18 protein-coding genes are annotated in these 14881 nt (G+C 60.1%); 2 read left to right on the top strand and 16 right to left on the bottom strand.

Annotated elements, in window-relative coordinates; translation table 11 throughout:
- The 6 genes from CAG11_RS32600 to CAG11_RS32575 all read right to left on the bottom strand — a co-directional run.
- The coding region (locus tag CAG11_RS32600; RefSeq protein ID WP_256579931.1) for a toprim domain-containing protein at positions 1-2766 on the bottom strand (2766 nt) is incomplete at its 3' end.
- 75 nt (positions 2767-2841) lie between these two features.
- The gene (locus tag CAG11_RS32595) at positions 2842-3075 is read right to left on the bottom strand and encodes a hypothetical protein (RefSeq protein ID WP_085600768.1); all 234 of its coding nucleotides are present in this window, start codon (positions 3073-3075) and stop codon (positions 2842-2844) included.
- A gap of 75 nt (positions 3076-3150) precedes the next feature.
- Positions 3151-3522 carry a hypothetical protein gene (locus CAG11_RS32590; protein ID WP_085600766.1) on the bottom strand — a complete coding sequence of 124 codons (372 nt, stop codon included), beginning with the start codon at positions 3520-3522 and terminating at the stop codon, positions 3151-3153.
- Positions 3519-3809: an ogr/Delta-like zinc finger family protein gene (locus CAG11_RS32585; RefSeq protein ID WP_085600764.1), complete on the bottom strand. Its 291-nt coding sequence runs from the start codon at positions 3807-3809 to the stop codon at positions 3519-3521. The genes CAG11_RS32590 and CAG11_RS32585 overlap by 4 nt, the downstream gene beginning before the upstream one ends.
- Complete coding sequence (locus CAG11_RS32580) at positions 3806-4279, bottom strand: YmfL family putative regulatory protein (RefSeq protein ID WP_085600762.1); 474 nt, start codon at positions 4277-4279, stop codon at positions 3806-3808. Before CAG11_RS32580 ends, CAG11_RS32585 begins: the two co-directional genes overlap by 4 nt.
- 40 nt (positions 4280-4319) lie before the next feature.
- Positions 4320-4580 carry a hypothetical protein gene (locus tag CAG11_RS32575; protein ID WP_371857945.1) on the bottom strand — a complete coding sequence of 87 codons (261 nt, stop codon included), beginning with the start codon at positions 4578-4580 and terminating at the stop codon, positions 4320-4322.
- An 89-nt stretch (positions 4581-4669) separates the two neighbouring features.
- On the opposite strand from CAG11_RS32575, the gene CAG11_RS32570 reads away from it, so the two are divergent.
- Entirely contained in the window at positions 4670-5086 is a 417-nt protein-coding gene (locus tag CAG11_RS32570; RefSeq protein WP_085600760.1) for a helix-turn-helix domain-containing protein, read from the top strand.
- Positions 5087-5125: 39 nt separating this feature from the next.
- Positions 5126-5584 carry a hypothetical protein gene (locus CAG11_RS33585; protein WP_143494875.1) on the top strand — a complete coding sequence of 153 codons (459 nt, stop codon included), beginning with the start codon at positions 5126-5128 and terminating at the stop codon, positions 5582-5584.
- A 7-nt stretch (positions 5585-5591) separates the two neighbouring features.
- Here CAG11_RS33585 and CAG11_RS32565 read toward each other — a convergent pair whose 3' ends face one another.
- The 10 genes from CAG11_RS32565 to CAG11_RS32520 all read right to left on the bottom strand — a co-directional run.
- Positions 5592-6896, bottom strand: a complete 1305-nt coding sequence (locus CAG11_RS32565; RefSeq protein WP_085600758.1) for a phage late control D family protein — start codon at positions 6894-6896, stop codon at positions 5592-5594.
- Positions 6893-7333: a phage tail protein gene (locus tag CAG11_RS32560; RefSeq protein WP_085600756.1), complete on the bottom strand. Its 441-nt coding sequence runs from the start codon at positions 7331-7333 to the stop codon at positions 6893-6895. The genes CAG11_RS32565 and CAG11_RS32560 overlap by 4 nt, the downstream gene beginning before the upstream one ends.
- Positions 7334-7338: 5 nt before the next feature.
- A complete protein-coding gene (locus CAG11_RS32555) occupies positions 7339-10077 on the bottom strand; it encodes a phage tail tape measure protein (RefSeq protein ID WP_085600754.1) in 2739 nt (912 codons plus the stop codon).
- Positions 10067-10186 (bottom strand): GpE family phage tail protein, encoded by a 120-nt coding sequence (locus CAG11_RS32550; RefSeq protein ID WP_085600753.1) that lies wholly within the window; start codon positions 10184-10186, stop codon positions 10067-10069. The genes CAG11_RS32555 and CAG11_RS32550 overlap by 11 nt, the downstream gene beginning before the upstream one ends.
- An 8-nt stretch (positions 10187-10194) precedes the next feature.
- Positions 10195-10524: a phage tail assembly protein gene (locus tag CAG11_RS32545; RefSeq protein WP_085600751.1), complete on the bottom strand. Its 330-nt coding sequence runs from the start codon at positions 10522-10524 to the stop codon at positions 10195-10197.
- Between the two features lie 51 nt (positions 10525-10575).
- A complete protein-coding gene (locus CAG11_RS32540; protein ID WP_085600749.1) occupies positions 10576-11091 on the bottom strand; it encodes a phage major tail tube protein in 516 nt (171 codons plus the stop codon).
- Between the two features lie 57 nt (positions 11092-11148).
- Complete coding sequence (locus CAG11_RS32535; protein WP_085600747.1) at positions 11149-12318, bottom strand: phage tail sheath protein; 1170 nt, start codon at positions 12316-12318, stop codon at positions 11149-11151.
- 92 nt (positions 12319-12410) lie between these two features.
- Positions 12411-12833: a tail fiber assembly protein gene (locus CAG11_RS32530; RefSeq protein WP_085600745.1), complete on the bottom strand. Its 423-nt coding sequence runs from the start codon at positions 12831-12833 to the stop codon at positions 12411-12413.
- Positions 12834-12844: 11 nt separating this feature from the next.
- The gene (locus CAG11_RS32525) at positions 12845-14347 is read right to left on the bottom strand and encodes a phage tail protein (protein WP_085600743.1); all 1503 of its coding nucleotides are present in this window, start codon (positions 14345-14347) and stop codon (positions 12845-12847) included.
- A partial coding sequence (locus CAG11_RS32520) for a phage tail protein I (protein WP_085600742.1) occupies positions 14344-14881 on the bottom strand: 538 nt, incomplete at its 5' end. The genes CAG11_RS32520 and CAG11_RS32525, both read right to left, overlap by 4 nt.

Raw genomic sequence — 14881 nt, 5'->3', positions numbered from 1 at the left:
TTGCTTTGCGGTAACGGCGTTGGTACTGCGAGCCTGATAGGCACGAACAGCGCTATCAGTCGATTTGTTTGGGTGGAGCAGCTTCCGGGACCGGGAGTCTTTCAAGCGGTCCCGCAGCTCTCCGATGTCAGCGATCTTCTGGCGGTGCTCGGTGGCCACCTTCACGAAGTCGTTGAGGTTGATGGCGATCACGCTTTCGTTCTTGCTGTGATTGACCACCGGCCCATCGGCGTCGAGACCTTCGAGGTACTCGTAGACCTCCCAGAATTCAGCCACCACCGGATGATCGGAGCTGATCGAGGCTTGGCGTTCGATAGCCATGCTGATGATCAGCGCGCGGGTGCCGCTGATTTGTTGATCGCTGAGCGACACAACGGTCTGCAAGCAATCCAGAAGGGCGAGTAGCTGTGCATGGTTCTTGTTGATCCGCTCGACGCGGATGTAACCGCGCATGCTGTTGCCGCAATGCTTACAGGCGCTTTCCTCGTCGCGGAACGGGGTATCGCAAGCGAAACAGTGGGAGTGGAGAGCGCGCAGCTTCGCCTCGTAGCCCGGGAGGCGCTGGCCGAGCAGTTCCAGGATTTCCTGTTCTTTGCGCACGGCCTGGAGCAGGAAATTGCTCAAGGTCGAACCATCCAGGGAATTCAGCAGGTCGGCCGCGGCCCGGCTTTCGGGGGTGACGTTGGGGCGAACGAAGTGCAGCTTGACGATCCTGGTCATGATCGCTTCGGAGGCCACCACAGGGGCGTTCTGGCTGATGGCGATGGTGCCGCGGAACGGGGGCTCGTAGGTTTCGTTGCCGGCGGTCTTGACGCCTTTGGTCGCCAGGGTGCCGCCGCCGAAGTAATCCTTGAGCTCGTCCCATTCGAAGGTTTTGGCATGTGCCTTGTCGTCGCCGCTGCGGTCGGACTCCAGCAGAACGATGGGCATGCCTGATACCTGGCCCATCAGGCGGCTACGGCCGGCTTTGGTGGACTTGGACGGGTCGAACCCCTCATAGCCCTCGCGTCCCAGCAACTTCCACAGCAGGGTTAGCAAGGTGGTCTTGCCGGCACCGGCTTCGCCTGTGGCTTCCAGGAACGGGAACGACTGGTAGCGGCTGCGGATCTGCTCGGCGAACAGGGAACCGAACCAGAAGGCCAGCGCCACGATTCCCTGAGTACCAAAGCACTGCCAGAGCAGGCCCAGCCAGCGCGAGTCGTAGTTCTTGTTGTCCTTGGTCAGGTTGATTTTCACGCCCTTTTGCAACGACTTCAGCTTGAGCTTGCCCATTTCGAAGAATTCCTCCTCGTTGATGCTGATGAGTTGGCCTTCGCGCACGGCAATGTCGTTGAAGATGTAACAGCCGTATTCCTTGCTGTAACCCACGTAATCGATGGTCTGAACGGTCTTGATGCCGAACAGCTGGTCCTTCATGAGCTTGTCCAACTGCTGACCGCTGCCGGTGAACACAGCACCGGCAGCCATCCCGAGTAGGCGTTTCTTGAATTCGCTGGCGGCAGCGACCTGGGCACCAGTGAAGGTGTTCTTGACTGAGCCGCCGTCGTGTGGGAAGTCGACCCGAAAGAAGTACCAGGACTCGTCCGTGATCTCGTTGCGCTGGAAGTAGAGGGCCTTGGGGTAGCAGTTGGCGATTTCTACGACGCAGCCTGCGACGTTCAGCGCCTTCTCCCGCAATTGTTTTTCGTTAAGGACCTGGGCGTCCTGGTCGTCGCTTTTCTCCAGGGCCTGTTTGGCACTATTGAATTTGGCGAGATCCAACTTCCACCAGTACAGGCGCGAGTCAAAGCAGAAGTGGAACTCCTCGCGCTCGCGCCACTGGTACATGAGCAGCGCCTTGTCCGTAGCGCTTTCAGCGATCAGCAGGGCGCCATGGTGGCGGGCTTCGGTGAGATCCTTGTCGATCCGGTGTGTTCGCTCGGCTTCATCCTCGATGAAGTCCCAGCGCTGATGCAGGTCGTTCCAGTCGACCTTGCGGGCGTCGGGTTGTGGGATCTGGGCCGCCTCGCAGATGAACCCCAGCTCGCGCGCACGCTTGACCCAGGTTCTGGTGTATTGATGCGCGCCTGATTCGTTGTCCAGCGCCCAAACCAGTTTGGGCGGCCGGCCCGCCCTGGCTGCAATCAGGGCCTTGAGCGACTCCTCAGGAAAGGCATTTGAAGACAGGGCCGCCACCGCTGATATGCCGTTATGGATCAGCGCAATGGCGTCGAAGATGCCCTCGACGATCCAGAGCTCGTCGACCTGCAGCATATCCACGCACGGCGGGCACCACCAGTAACCCTTGTAGCTCTGTCCGGGCTGGAACCGGGCTTTCTTCTTGCCGAATCGCGCCGGCTGGTCGATCAGACGCTCCCAGTAGCCACCGTGGTCAAGGGGAAAGCGAACAGTCGCAGAGCCGATGTTCAACTCGCGATCGAAATAGTTCTCCTGGGTGAACCAACCGGTGATCAACTCCAGACGAAAGCCGCGGGCATAGGTCAGGTAGGCCTTGGCACTGGCTGTCGGGTTGTCATTGGTGGAAGGGGCACGCTTGCTCCAGTCGTCGAACAGGTCGGGATACAGCTCCTTGGTCGGCGCCATGTACTTGCAGTTTTGTTCTCGACCGCAGCGGATAAACCAGGGCTCGTCGTAGCGCGAGAACAACCGGCGCTGGTTGCACTGGGGGCAGGTCCCTTTGCGCATGTACTTGGTGTTGGCCATATGTTGCAGGCCATAGTCGGCTTCCAGGCGCTGGATTACGTCGTAGCGGATCTGGTTTTCCATGGGTTTGCGGTTCACAGCCTTGCGGTTCACAGCAGCGGCTCCACAGGGGGGAATTGGTCTTGCAGGTTCATCGGGTTACTTCCCTTCGCCGAGACTGTGTTTAAGGGCGCCGATCAGGCGTTTCTGTGCGGCCATCACAGGAAAGGCCGCGAGTAGCGAGCCATGCCGCAAACCCGCGGGGATCATGCGAAAGCGGTCGTCATACCAGTGCTCGTTGAACTGGGCGCTGTAGTCGGCACGTAGCGCCTGGAGCAGCGCTTCGGCCTGGCCACGGGGCAGTTTTGCGGTGATGTCGATGTCGATTTCCATGGTCCACCTCGGATTTCGGGCAAAGCTCACCCAAACCCACGGGAAGCGGGGCAGGGCGGGTGTTTTAAACGGGGGTTATCGAGGGTGGTGCTTGTGCGCTGGGTCGCGCTTGTCGAGCAGGGCCTGCGGTAGCAGCCTTGCCGGTACCGGGTAGCGCAGGCCGGCCCGGATATCGATCAGGTGCACAACGGTGCCGCCAGGGCTGCTGCTCCAGTCCACACCTATCCACTTGCGCTGGTTGGCGACCTGCAGGTCGGTCCAGGCGTTGTGCACCAGTTGCTGGGCCATGAACACTGGTACTTCCAGGGCGGTGGTCAGGTGGCGGACGCAGCTGTCGTACAGCAGATCCGAATCCACCAGGTACTGCGCCTCATGGCGCTGCAGGTAGGCGTAGGCCGCCCGTTGCATGCTGCTGCGGTAGTCGTGGGGCAGTTGTTGGTGATTCATCGCGCGCACTCCATTTCCAGTTGATCGAGCAGGTCGGGTTGATCGTTGGTGGCCCGCATCGCGGCCCGGCGCAGGGCGATGTCTGCGATGGGCAGGCGCACGGCGGGATTGGCCATGCCGCTGGGGCTCATTTCGTGGGTCATTGTGAATTCGGCCCGTACAGACCAGCCGCACGCCTCGTTGGTGCATTGCAGGTAAGCCACGCGCAGGAATATGTGGGTGCCTTCGCTGGTGCGGATGCGCATACGGCTCAGGCAGTGAGGGCAGACCAGTTTGTAGGTGCTCAATGCTGGCGCTCCTTGCTGTGCAGTAGGATCGTGGCCAACACCTCAGAATGACGCGCTGCCATGTAGCGGTGATGTGCGGCAAGGATGGCCTCGGCCTCCCCAGGCTCGATAACGCCGTCGTCCAACGCCTTGGCGATGATCTGATCGACATAGCCTCGCTTGGCAGCGGCATTCACCGAACGGCTGTAGAGGTCGATGTTGTCCAGGGTTTCAGGCTTGGCCAGGGGCACGAACATGCCGCCGTAGAGGCTGGCGATGTACTCGGGCAAATGAGTCGTGCCGGAGTCCTGCTCCAGTAGGTGGATTTGTTCATCGCTGAGCGGCCGGCTGCCGGCGTTCTCGTAAACGTGGTTGTCGAACTTCTTGAGCTCGTAGCCGAGGCGGGCTGCGGCACACTCGCGACCGCCGGGGTAATCGCAGATTACCGCGCTCATTACCTGTCGCTTGGTCACTAGAACCGGGCGTTTCATCTTCTGGTTTCCCCCTGGAGCCTTCGCACCTAAAGTGAATTTACAAAGCCCGTGTAGTGGGCTGGTCGAAGGTTTCAGCGAGGATTCCTGGCAGTACCTCTATTTCTATTGCACGGGACAGATCCCTAAGGATCTGAAATGTGAGTCGCCCCTGAGGCAATGCTTTGTGGCCGGCCCAGCGTTGCACCGCTTGCGTCACAGTCCTTACCTCGTAGCCATGACTGATTGCGAACTTGCGGAAATTGCTGCCGCGCTCAATCAGCCGGGCTTGGATCTGGCATTTCTCCAAGGCTTCGCTCATGGTTGGGGTGTTCCTATTTGGTTAAGATGTACTCATTGCGCATAAGCCTATTTCTTCGAATTGAATAAATCAAGCGGTATTTACTCTTAATGCATAAGAACTCTTTGGATGCTGTGCTCGAGCGGCTAATGACGGTCTTCTCTGTTGGCAGCGACAGCGAGCTGGCTCGTAAGCTAGGCGTCAATAGACAGACGCTAGGCAGTTGGCGTAGTCGGCAAACCATACCTTATGCATTATGCGTAAAAGTCAGCGAGGCCGAGGGTGTATCTCTTGATTGGCTGCTAGCTGGGGAAGGGGTAATGCTGAGGGGCAATTCTGCTCAAGGCGTAGAACCAGCCACGATCAATCCAGAGGAAGAGGCAATTCTTGCCCTGTATCGATCACTAGAAGTAGACGCCAGAAGGGAAATACAAAGCGCTGCTGAAGAAAAGAAACGCATAAGGGATATAGAGCAGCGCCTAAAGGAACTCACGGAAGCGCTTGAGGCTGCTAAGCGTCCGGCTTAACCTTTTGCGGACACAGCTACATCAGAATCAAGGACAGATATGAACACTCACTTTTCTTTGCTGGTTGCAGTTAGTTTTGCATGGTTCGCAGGAACTGCGAACGCTTCCGGCTTTGAGTGTGATCGAGTTCTTTCGGCGCTCAAGCAAGAACGCCATCTATCTCAATCCAGCCAATCGAATAGTGGTCAAACCACTGAGTTTCGAAGCGGCTCTCACATCACGTTATCCGTTAGCTGTGGCTTGGTGAATCCAAATATCGCGGTTGTGTGGGATGGCTCTACTCCTGATTCGGCATTTTATGAGCTTGTTGGTCGTGCCGGCGGTCTTGTGTCTAAACGAAAAGCAGGTGATCTAATCAAGGCCGCGAAGCAGTGCCGGAATGATGCCCTTCAGGACGAGAGTGAAATTGCAGCAAACGAGCAAAATGATTTGGCTATTGAGTGCCAGGCATTTACTCGAGATGGTGGCGGGACCACTGTCTTCCTGTTTGCAGAGTAAATTCTCACTACATGTTTGACTTGCTGCTCAAGGGGGCTTCCACCTCGGCTTTCGCCATTTGCAGTCGCTTCCATTCCCGATCTACTGCTCGTTTTGCCGTGTGCTTGTTGGCATAGAGCCAGCGTAATCGCTTGGGTTTTGTTTGATCACCGGCCGTCCTGGTCTTTTCCTTTCCTGTTTTCTCGTCGCGGTAGTAAGCGATGATCCCGGTGTAATCCTGCCGATTCTCCTCAGCCAGCCCTTCGACGGTGTCCTCGGGTAGCTTACTTTCAAGCTCCAGACTGACTGTGTAGCCGCTGTCGGCGCTGAGGTTGTGCTGTACGTTGCCGCCGTACCAGATAATCGCATCGATCTCGGGCTTCACACCTTCCAGGGTATAGGTCAGCTCGGGGATCAGATCCGGGCGGCCCACGGCCAGGGTGTAGCTCAGGGTGGCGCTGCCGCGTTGCAGGCGGTTGAACTCGGCCCGGGCGGCGCGCAGGGCGGACTGGCGGTCGCTGTAGGTGTGACGCAGGTCCTTGAGGTTGTCGCCGCCGCCGGCGATGGCCTCCTGTTTTTTTGCGCTGTTCACGTCGTAGAAATAGGCCCGCACACCGTCGTAGCTGTCGCGGTCGGCCAGCAGGTAGCGATGCTGGTCGCCGTCGGCCCGGACCAGGGTGATGTGTGGTAGATCCAGACCGCTGGCGGTCTTGCCACCACCAGCAGGGAGGCACATCAGGCAGCCAGCCTTGACGGTGATCACCGCGTCGAACTCCTCGCCGATCCGGCTGATCAGGTTGGCGTCCGACTCGTTGACCTGGTCCAACTGGAGGATAGGCAATCCATCCAGGGCACCGGCAATGGTCGCGGTAAGGCCGTTGCCGATGGCGATGTCGCCCAGGACGTCGCCCAGGGTCGAGTTGCTCCAGTTCCGTTCGCGCTTGGTCTTCAACCCCTTGCGCAGATCGGCAGAGCGCGCCCGGATGCTGAGCACATCCGGCGCGCCACTGTGCTCAGTCTCGTCGACGGTGTAGGTGCCCTTGTCTACCAGGCCCGTATCACTCCAACCTAGCCACAAACGCAGCACAGCGCCCTTGGGGGGGATGGTCAGCAGCCCGTCGTGGTCGCTCAAGGTGATGCTGAGTTGATCGGCCTCGATGCCGCGGTTGTCGGTCAGCTGCAGGCTGATCAGACGCGGGCTGATGAGCTGGGCGATATCGTTTCCATCGACCGTAATGCGGAATGCCGGTACCGGATAGGAGGCCTCGCGGCGGTACCGGTCTACGGCGTCTTCGACAAATCCCGTCACCCGGGCGAGGGCAGCATCGATCACAGCAGCATCCTCAAGATATTGACGCCGGTGCTGGCGGCGGCGCCGAGCAGGTCGATCCGGTCGTCATCGATACGCTTGAGGCTCAAGGTGAACTCCAGGCGCCGTGGTGTACCGTCCCTGAAGAAAATCGTCTTGGTCTCGCTCAGGCTTTCGATCACCCACAGACCGTAGATCCGGCCGCTGCCCTCGACCATCGGCCAGGCCTTCCCAGTGTTCGCCATGAGCCGCAAGGTGTCGAGGCTGAGAACCGAGCCGGCAAGTTCTGGCAGGATCACGCCAGGCAGGGTGATCGAGTCGTCACCACGGCCGACGAACTGGCGGGCCGGCGCGGCGCCAATCCGGGTACTGCTGACGTGCCGCCATTCGGTTTGCCTCTGTAGCTCCTGGTAGGCAGCGGTGGACAGGCTGAAGACGAACATTCCCAAGGCCATCATCATGGCGGTTACTCCAGGTCAGCGAGTTTGCTGCGCTTGCGAGCGCCTTTCTCGCTCTCAATGCGGGCCAGCTCGGCCCGGACGACGCGGCCAATCGCGACGGCATCCATGCCAGGGGTGGTGTGGATGTTGATTTCGTAGGTGTCGTGGCTGTCGTAGGTGGCCACCGCGGTGGGGCTAATGGGCGCGCGGGTGTCCACCGACAGGTTCGGCAGCGCGGCGATGCCCAGGCCCATGCTGCCTGCGGAGGTCAGCTTGCGACTCAGGTCGTTCACGGCGTTGAGCGGCCCCTGCTGGCCGGCCTCGAGGCCCTGGGCCAGGCCGGCCATGGTGAAGCCGCCGAGCTCGGCGAACACCCGCGATGGGCTGTGGATGTCGAGCTTTTCCTTGAACCAGCCGATGGTTGAGTCGCCGATTGCTGTGATGGTCTGCTTGACTGCGCCCAGGCCGCTCATCAGACCGTTGACCAGGCCGTTGATGATCATGCTGCCGAACTCGGTAAAGCGGGTCGGCAGATCCAGGCCCAGGTAGTTCAGAACCTCGGCGAAGGCCCGGTAGATGATGCCAATTGGCGTGAAGTTGGTCAGCACCGTGATGATGCCGCCGATGCCCCCGGAGAAGCCGGCCTTAATCTCGTTCCACAGCCCTATCACATAGGCCTTCACTGCATCCCAGTTCTTGTAAATCAGGTATGCCGCACCTGCGACGGCTACGACTATGGCTGCGATGGCCAGGGCAATCGGATTGGCTGCGAGCCCCATCAGAGCGACGCCAATACCTCGGATAGCAGTCATCAGTACGCCGCTCATAAGGCCCGCAAGCAGCTTCACACCTTGCCCAAGCATTGGCAGGGCATTACGAGCGAGCCCGGCTACTGTCGGAAACAAGCGCTGCATAACTCCACCAGCCCCCGCCGCTTTGACTCCGAAGAGACCCAATCCGTAGTTGATCACTGCGAAAGGACCAACAAAGCTGGCCAGTGCCAGGGCTAACGTTCCGAATGCAGCCGCCAGTACTCCGACGACCATCAGTGTTTTCAGCATCGCTGAGGCCGCGGCCGGGTTCTCCTTCATCCATGCAGTGATATTTTTGATGGCCTCGGTGATGGTTTTCAGGGCTTCGACATAGGTTGGCAGAATGGCGACGCTCATTTCCCTGTAAGCGTTTGCCCGCTGCGCCAGGAGCTCAAGTTCCTGCCCTTGGGCACTGTTGAGTCCCTTCTCGTATAGTTGATCGATACCATCGGCACCGGAATTGAGCTTGGCATTCTTATGTATCTGCTCGCGCTGCAGGTACATCTGAGAAAACAAGTTCGATGCTGTGCGGTTGGAAAAAATACTGCCGATGGTATCTAGGATCTGTTTTTTCTCGGTGATGCCTTTGGCCTTCAATTGGGGGAGCAGAATCTTCTCTAGCCACTCGAATTGGTTTTCCTGGAAGATCTCGCTGCCTTTGATCGCGCCAACATCGAGAAAGGCAAGTTGTCCGGCCTTGTCGTGTTTAACTTTTTTGGGGTCAACAAGGCCCAGCGCTTCTAGGTTGTTGGCTGCGCGCTTGGTAGTTCGTCCCTGGTAAATGTTGGAGTAGGCACTCATCATTCCCACGCCTACCGCAGCACCTTTCATCTCCTGTACCAGTGGCTCTAGTTGATAGTAAAAGGCCTCGTCTTTGATGCCTTTAGCTGCGACTCCACCTCTCCCTATGAGTTGAAGCCATTCACTCGGTCCCACACGACCACCGGTGGCGGTCAGCACGCGCTGCACGATATCAGCTTGCTTGATGAAGGCTTCTTTACTGGCCAGGCCGCCGCGCAGCTCAATGACCTTGAGCATGTCCATGAATTTGCGTTCGTTCTCAGCGCCTTCTTCTTCGCCATATATTGCGTGGTTTGCGAACTTCATTTTCGCGAGAGTCGGAGCAACCATTTCGGCTTCGTGCTCATCTGCAAACACCGTCATGGCATCCCGGACCAGCGTCAGGTTCTCGGTAACGCTGGTGCCATAGGTCTTCATCTCCTTTGCAAACTGTATGGCCTTGCTGGTGTCCTCTTTTCCTAATCCCAGCGCCGCAACACGCTGTTCCTCAAGGGCAAAGCTCTTTCCTTCCTGCAACGGGGCGTATAAGCCGCGACCAATGCCGTAACCAACACCCATGCCCGCTGCTCCGCTCATAGCGGCATCACCAGCAAACTGCTTGCGGCGGTCATAGGAGTGCTTGAGCGAGGCCTTGGTTTTTGCGGTATGCGCTTGCTGAGAACTGAGGAGGCGCAGACGCCTGGTCTGCTCGCCGATGGTGGCATTGGTGGCGCCGATCTGTTCTCGGAGCTGGCGTTCGTGGTTCCCCAGATCTTTGGTGCTGATACCGGCGCCATAGAGTTTCGAGCGCAGCCCCTGGAGCTGCTGGCTCTGCTGCTGATGCTGTTGCTTGAGCCGCTGGGCTTCCTGGATCGCCGAACGCATATCCCGGGTCATCGCCCGGGTGGGGGCACCGGTTGCGGCAAACTGCTGGCTGAGGGCCTTGACCCGTTCACGCGCAGAGTCGAGGGCCTGCTTGGTTTGGTCTGCTGCGGTGCGCTGAGTACGCCAGGCGCTGACATCCTTTTGTTGACTGCTCAGTTCTTTCAGGCGTTCACGGGCCTGCTTGATAGCGCGGGCGCTCTCCAGGCTACTCGCGCTGATCTTTTTCAGAGGGCCGCTGGCCTTATCAATGGCGTTGAGCAACACCTGCAGCTTGAGGTCATTCGCCATCGTTGGAGCTCCGTACCCTGGCGCGCTCGCGCCAGTCCATCAGTTCCTGCAGGTCCAGCTGGTCCATGTCAGCCGGTGCCCAGTGAAAAACCACGGCCAGGTCGGCCATGGCGTCCTCTACGCGATGAGGGATACTTCCGTCTTCACCGACTTGCGCAATAAAAAACCAGCGATCTTGCTGCCGCATTCCAGCAGGTCGGCGGGGTCCATTGCCGCGGCCTCGGGGGAGGTGAGGCTCGGGGTGCTGATTCGCGGCAGGATCTTGATCAGCGAGGCGACGTCCATGTTCAGCAACTCGACCAGGTTCACACCGCGCAGCTCGCCCGCCTGGGGCTTGCGCAAGGTGATGGTGTCGACGGTGCTGTTGCCGCGGCTGATCGGCGTGTCGAGAACCACGGTGTTGTTCTCGGCTTCGGGGATGGCTTGGGTGGTGTCTTTGGTGCTCATGGGATGGTGCTCCTGGTTGCAGGGTTAGTCGCCCGGCGACGGGCGAAGGGGTCAGATGCCGAGGGCAGTGCGCTGCTTGTCTAGCATGTCCTTGCCCGCGACCTTCTCGATGAAGTTGAGCAGGTCGATCTCGATGATCTCCTCGTTGTCCACGGTCAGCTTGTAGTAGCTGCAGGTGGTCTTGATGCTGTGCTCGGTGTCTTCGCCGGATTTGGCATCGCCCATCTCGATCGACTCATGCCGGCCGCGGACAACGATCTCGACCGAGCTGATGTCGCCGGTGTCGTCCTGCTGAAAGGCACCGGAGAAGCGCAGCATGATCCCTGCCGCGTTGACCGAACCGAACTGGCGCAGGCCGATTAGATCCAGGCCGCCGGTCTTCCATTCGAATTGGATGCCGTCGTCGGAGAAGCCCAGGTCAGCCTTGACCGGGCCGTTCATGCCACCGCCCCGGTAGGCTTCCATCTTGCGGCCCAGGGGCGGCAGGGTGACCGAGTGGGCCACGCCCAGGTAGCTGTTGCCGTCGTTGAACAGGTTGAGGTTTTTCAGTTTGCGAGGCAGGGCCATGGCGGCGTTCTCCGGTGTCCTGGTACGAGGTGGCTCCCTTAGTGCGGGAGCCCCTGGTTAGCTGTTGATCTTGCTGGCGAAGTCCATGAGGTAGCGGTCAGTGATCCGCTGCCGCAGGGTCAGGTCTTCCAGCGGTGGCACCGGCGTGTAGTCGTAGTCGAGGAACAGCTTGCCGGCCTTCAAGGTGTCCTTGTCGTTGGCGTCGTCCGGGTACCAGCAGCTGCCACCGATCAGGTAGCCCTGAGAGACCATTTCCCGGAACTTGGCGTTGACCCCTTCGATGATGTCGCGCACCAGGGACGGGTGGAGCGGCCTGTCGACGGCCCACATGTGCGCGGCGGCCATGGTGTCGGCCAGGATCTGCGCGGTGCGGGTGTAGTTCTCGAACGCGAACAGCGGATCGTCGGTGCAAGTGCGACTGCCCCAGAAGCGGAAGCCGCCCTCATTGATCAGCGTGGTGATCTCGTTGCTGTTGAGGTAGTTGGCATCGGTAGCAGGGTTCTGCAGGTCCCAGAACACGTCGGCGCTGATGCCCGTCACGCCGCTGACTGGGACGTTGGACAGGGTCTTGTGCCAGCCGGTCTCCTGATCGATCTTCGCACGCAGGCCCAGTGCACGGGCCACGGCCGAGGCGTTGACGGTCTTGCTCGTCACGGTGTCGAAGTTCAGGAACTCCGGCCAGATCACCATCATTTCCCGACCGCCGAAGTTCTCGCGGTAGGCGACCACTTCTTCTTTCGTCTTGCAGTTCCAGGCGCTGACGTAGGCGAAGCCGCGTAGGTCTTTGGCGATGGCGCCCAGGGCGGTGGCCACCGGCAGGCTGTCGAGGCCTGGCACGCCGAGGATGCGCGGCACCATGCCGACGCGGGCCTTGGCCGCGAGCAGGGCTTTCATGCCGGTGTACTTGCCCTCGGCCGTGGTGGTGCCGATCAGCGCGCTGTTGGTGGCGGCTTCATCGGTGCCTTCTTTCACCCGCACCACGATGGTGTAGGGCTTGGTCTGGTCGGCGATGGCCTGGAGCGAGGCGCGAAGTGTGCCCTTGGTACCGGCCTTGCCCACGGCTGCCTGCACGTTGGTCAACAGGACCGGGGTGTCGAGCGGGAAGGTGGTTGCGTCGGCGTCGTCGGCAGTGCAAACCAGGCCGATAACAGCGGTGGGGATGGTGCGAATGGGGCGGGTGCCGTCGTTGAGTTCGAGGACCCGCACGCCGTGTAGATAATCGGCCATGGGTTTTGCCTGCGCAGTGATTGGGAGTGACAGTGCACAGGCTGCCGCGCGCGCGCCGGATCAGCGAGCGCGCAGGCTTGTAGGGGAGGGGGTTACAGGTGCTCAGGTAACCAGACGGGCGCCGGTGGGCGGTGTTCGCTGAGCGGGAATTCGCCGGATTCGGGCCAGCCGCGTAGAGCCCGGCGGTAGGCTTGGAGCTGGCTGTACTGCTCGGCTGTGAGGGTTGTGGCCGCGCCGTCCTCCAGCTCGTCGCGATGCCGAGTTACAACGCCATCGGTTTCAGTCAACTGCTGATCTCGCCATGCCCGTTCAACGCCCGCCAGGTCCTCTGCGCTCGGTGGCGGTGGGTCGGTAAGCACTGGGAAGCCGTCTTTGTCCCAGTCAATGACCTTGCCTTGCGGCTGGCCAGCCATCAGCTCGGCGTATTTTTCAGCCGAAATCTTCACTACGTCCTTGGGCATGGAAAGGTGAATAGTTGGGTCGTAAAAACCGCGAGTAGTTTTAGATGTAAACATGGATTCCCTCCTTACTTTCCAACCGCAAAAACATACACACCCACGTCATTTGCCGGGGCTGTTATCGGTACGCCGGTAAGCGTTGTACTGCCGATGGACGGCGGAATCGAAGCCGAAACCTGCACGCTAAAAACGGCGGTTGGAAAAGCAATAGGGTAGGTAAAGGTCGTAGGGGTTGTACCCACTCGTATGTTGCCCCATTGAACGATCAGGCCACTGGGAAGCTTCTGATAACCGACAGATGCTAAGGACGCCGCAAATGCCGTCGATGAGCCAAGCTGTATTCCCCCCCATCCATACCACTGCCCCGCGCCCACACAGGAGATCGTCACGGTGTCGCCCGATCCAAGAACAAATGTCCTTGGTGTTGAGTTACCCACCCCGTAGAGCGCCTGTCCGGCCGCAGCCTGCACAGTCACTACACCATTGCCGGCGTTGTTGATCTGATACGTCGCGCCGATGTTTTGAGCGGTGACAGCTGGAAGCGTGAGTGTGACCGTACCGCTGGCATTGATAAGTAAACCGGCCTGGGCGAGCGTCAGCGTCTGACTGGTGGAGGCTCCGAATTGCCCGGCAAAATTTCCGAGTGCTCGCTGCACAAACTCTGTCGTGGCCAGGGTCTTACTGGCATCAAACTGCGCCGCAGTCGGAGCAGTCGGCCCCCCGGTAAACGCCGGCGAATTGATCGGCGCCAGGCCCTGGGTCACGCTCTTGAACGCCAGCGGCGTGGTACCCAACACAATCGGCCCATCCGTGGCCAGCAGCCACAGGGTGTCAGCGCTGGCGGTGCCCTGTTCGACAGCCACCAGCAGGCCCGGAGTAACCTTTGTGCTGCTGTCTGCATCGGTGGCCCGCTTCCAGATCTCGGCCGTGAGGTAGATCCCGTTGTCTTTCCCCTGGGCCTGGTCCTTCACCAGTACCCGCGAGCCGAGCGGCACCGGGACCCCGTCAATGGTCGGTGTGCCGGCCAATTGGATTGGCCCCGTGGTCGCCACCAGCACCGAGGCTTTCGCATCCTGGCGATTAACCGCATCAGCAATCGAGTCATCGACATATTGCCGGGTGGCCAGCACCACGGCCGGATCGATTTTCAGCACCACGCTGGCCGCGCTGGAGACGATGAAGTTCATGCGCACGACCTGGGTCCGGCCGGAACCCTGGGACATCAGCGGCTTGTAACTTGGGGCGCAGTTCGCCACTGCGACCAGGGCGCCGTCGGCGTCATACAGGCCAATCTCACGAATCCACCAGCCGCCCTCGTCGGCCGGGATGATCTGTTCGGCGACGATGATGTTCGGGTTAGCCGGGTCGACCGACAGCTTGTTCAGCGGCCGGCGCCGGCGCTCGTTGATCAGCCGGGTTTGCGCCCGATCGGGGATTGGATCGGTGCCGTTGGCATCGCCCACCCCCATCTCGGTTAGCTTCCAGGGGATGCCCAGGGCATCGGCGTTGGCCTGCTTGGCCTCACCTGCCGCCGTGAGAATTGCGAAAAACTGACTGTTCGGGTCGATCATGGGTAGGTGTCCAGGTAGTCGATGGAATGTTCACGCCCAGGGGCGCCGATGTAGCAAGTCAGGGCAATGGCCCCCGAGGTGGGCGGGTACACGTCGACGCTGTCGGTTGAGTCTTCGCGGCCGGTATTGCCGAGGACGCCGGTGGTGACGATGTCGCGCAGCAGGGGCGGATACACGTCGATTTCGTCCCCGTCCGCAAAGCCGGCAAAGATGTTGAATCCCCCGGTGGTCTCCAGGCTGATGGCCATTCCGGTCAGGTGTCGAGTGACGGGCCGGGCGTCATCCACAAGCCAGGTGAGCTCCTGGTACATCTCCTCTGTGATGCCGGTTTCGAGTACGCCGATCTTGATAGCGAAGGTGCCCGGAACGCCTTCTGGCACCGTTTGCCACCACTCCAGGACCTCGATCAGGTAGCCCAAGGGCTCCACCACCCGCCGCAGGGCGCCGATGGTGCCCTTGCGCGAATGGATGTAGTGCGACGAGCGAATCGCCGAGCGCTTGGCCGCCTCGGGCCATTTGCTGTCCCAACGGTCG

It is taken from the genome of Pseudomonas sp. B6(2017), assembly GCF_002112765.1.
Lineage (GTDB): Bacteria > Pseudomonadota > Gammaproteobacteria > Pseudomonadales > Pseudomonadaceae > Aquipseudomonas > Aquipseudomonas piscis.
This window is presented reverse-complemented; position numbering and strand designations above follow the sequence as displayed.

Bases quoted from the DNA above. Each gene is read 5' to 3' on its own strand.
- CAG11_RS33585 (WP_143494875.1), top strand. From the start codon at position 5,126: ATGAACACTCACTTTTCTTTGCTGGTTGCAGTTAGTTTTGCATGGTTC.
- CAG11_RS32570 (WP_085600760.1), top strand. From the start codon at position 4,670: ATGCATAAGAACTCTTTGGATGCTGTGCTCGAGCGGCTAATGACGGTC.
- CAG11_RS32575 (WP_371857945.1), bottom strand. From the start codon at position 4,580: ATGAGCGAAGCCTTGGAGAAATGCCAGATCCAAGCCCGGCTGATTGAG.
- CAG11_RS32555 (WP_085600754.1), bottom strand. From the start codon at position 10,077: ATGGCGAATGACCTCAAGCTGCAGGTGTTGCTCAACGCCATTGATAAG.
- CAG11_RS32535 (WP_085600747.1), bottom strand. From the start codon at position 12,318: ATGGCCGATTATCTACACGGCGTGCGGGTCCTCGAACTCAACGACGGC.
- CAG11_RS32540 (WP_085600749.1), bottom strand. From the start codon at position 11,091: ATGGCCCTGCCTCGCAAACTGAAAAACCTCAACCTGTTCAACGACGGC.
- CAG11_RS32560 (WP_085600756.1), bottom strand. From the start codon at position 7,333: ATGATGATGGCCTTGGGAATGTTCGTCTTCAGCCTGTCCACCGCTGCC.
- CAG11_RS32590 (WP_085600766.1), bottom strand. From the start codon at position 3,522: ATGAATCACCAACAACTGCCCCACGACTACCGCAGCAGCATGCAACGG.
- CAG11_RS32580 (WP_085600762.1), bottom strand. From the start codon at position 4,279: ATGAAACGCCCGGTTCTAGTGACCAAGCGACAGGTAATGAGCGCGGTA.
- CAG11_RS32525 (WP_085600743.1), bottom strand. From the start codon at position 14,347: ATGATCGACCCGAACAGTCAGTTTTTCGCAATTCTCACGGCGGCAGGT.
- CAG11_RS32530 (WP_085600745.1), bottom strand. From the start codon at position 12,833: ATGTTTACATCTAAAACTACTCGCGGTTTTTACGACCCAACTATTCAC.
- CAG11_RS32545 (WP_085600751.1), bottom strand. From the start codon at position 10,524: ATGAGCACCAAAGACACCACCCAAGCCATCCCCGAAGCCGAGAACAAC.
- CAG11_RS32550 (WP_085600753.1), bottom strand. From the start codon at position 10,186: ATGGCCGACCTGGCCGTGGTTTTTCACTGGGCACCGGCTGACATGGAC.
- CAG11_RS32595 (WP_085600768.1), bottom strand. From the start codon at position 3,075: ATGGAAATCGACATCGACATCACCGCAAAACTGCCCCGTGGCCAGGCC.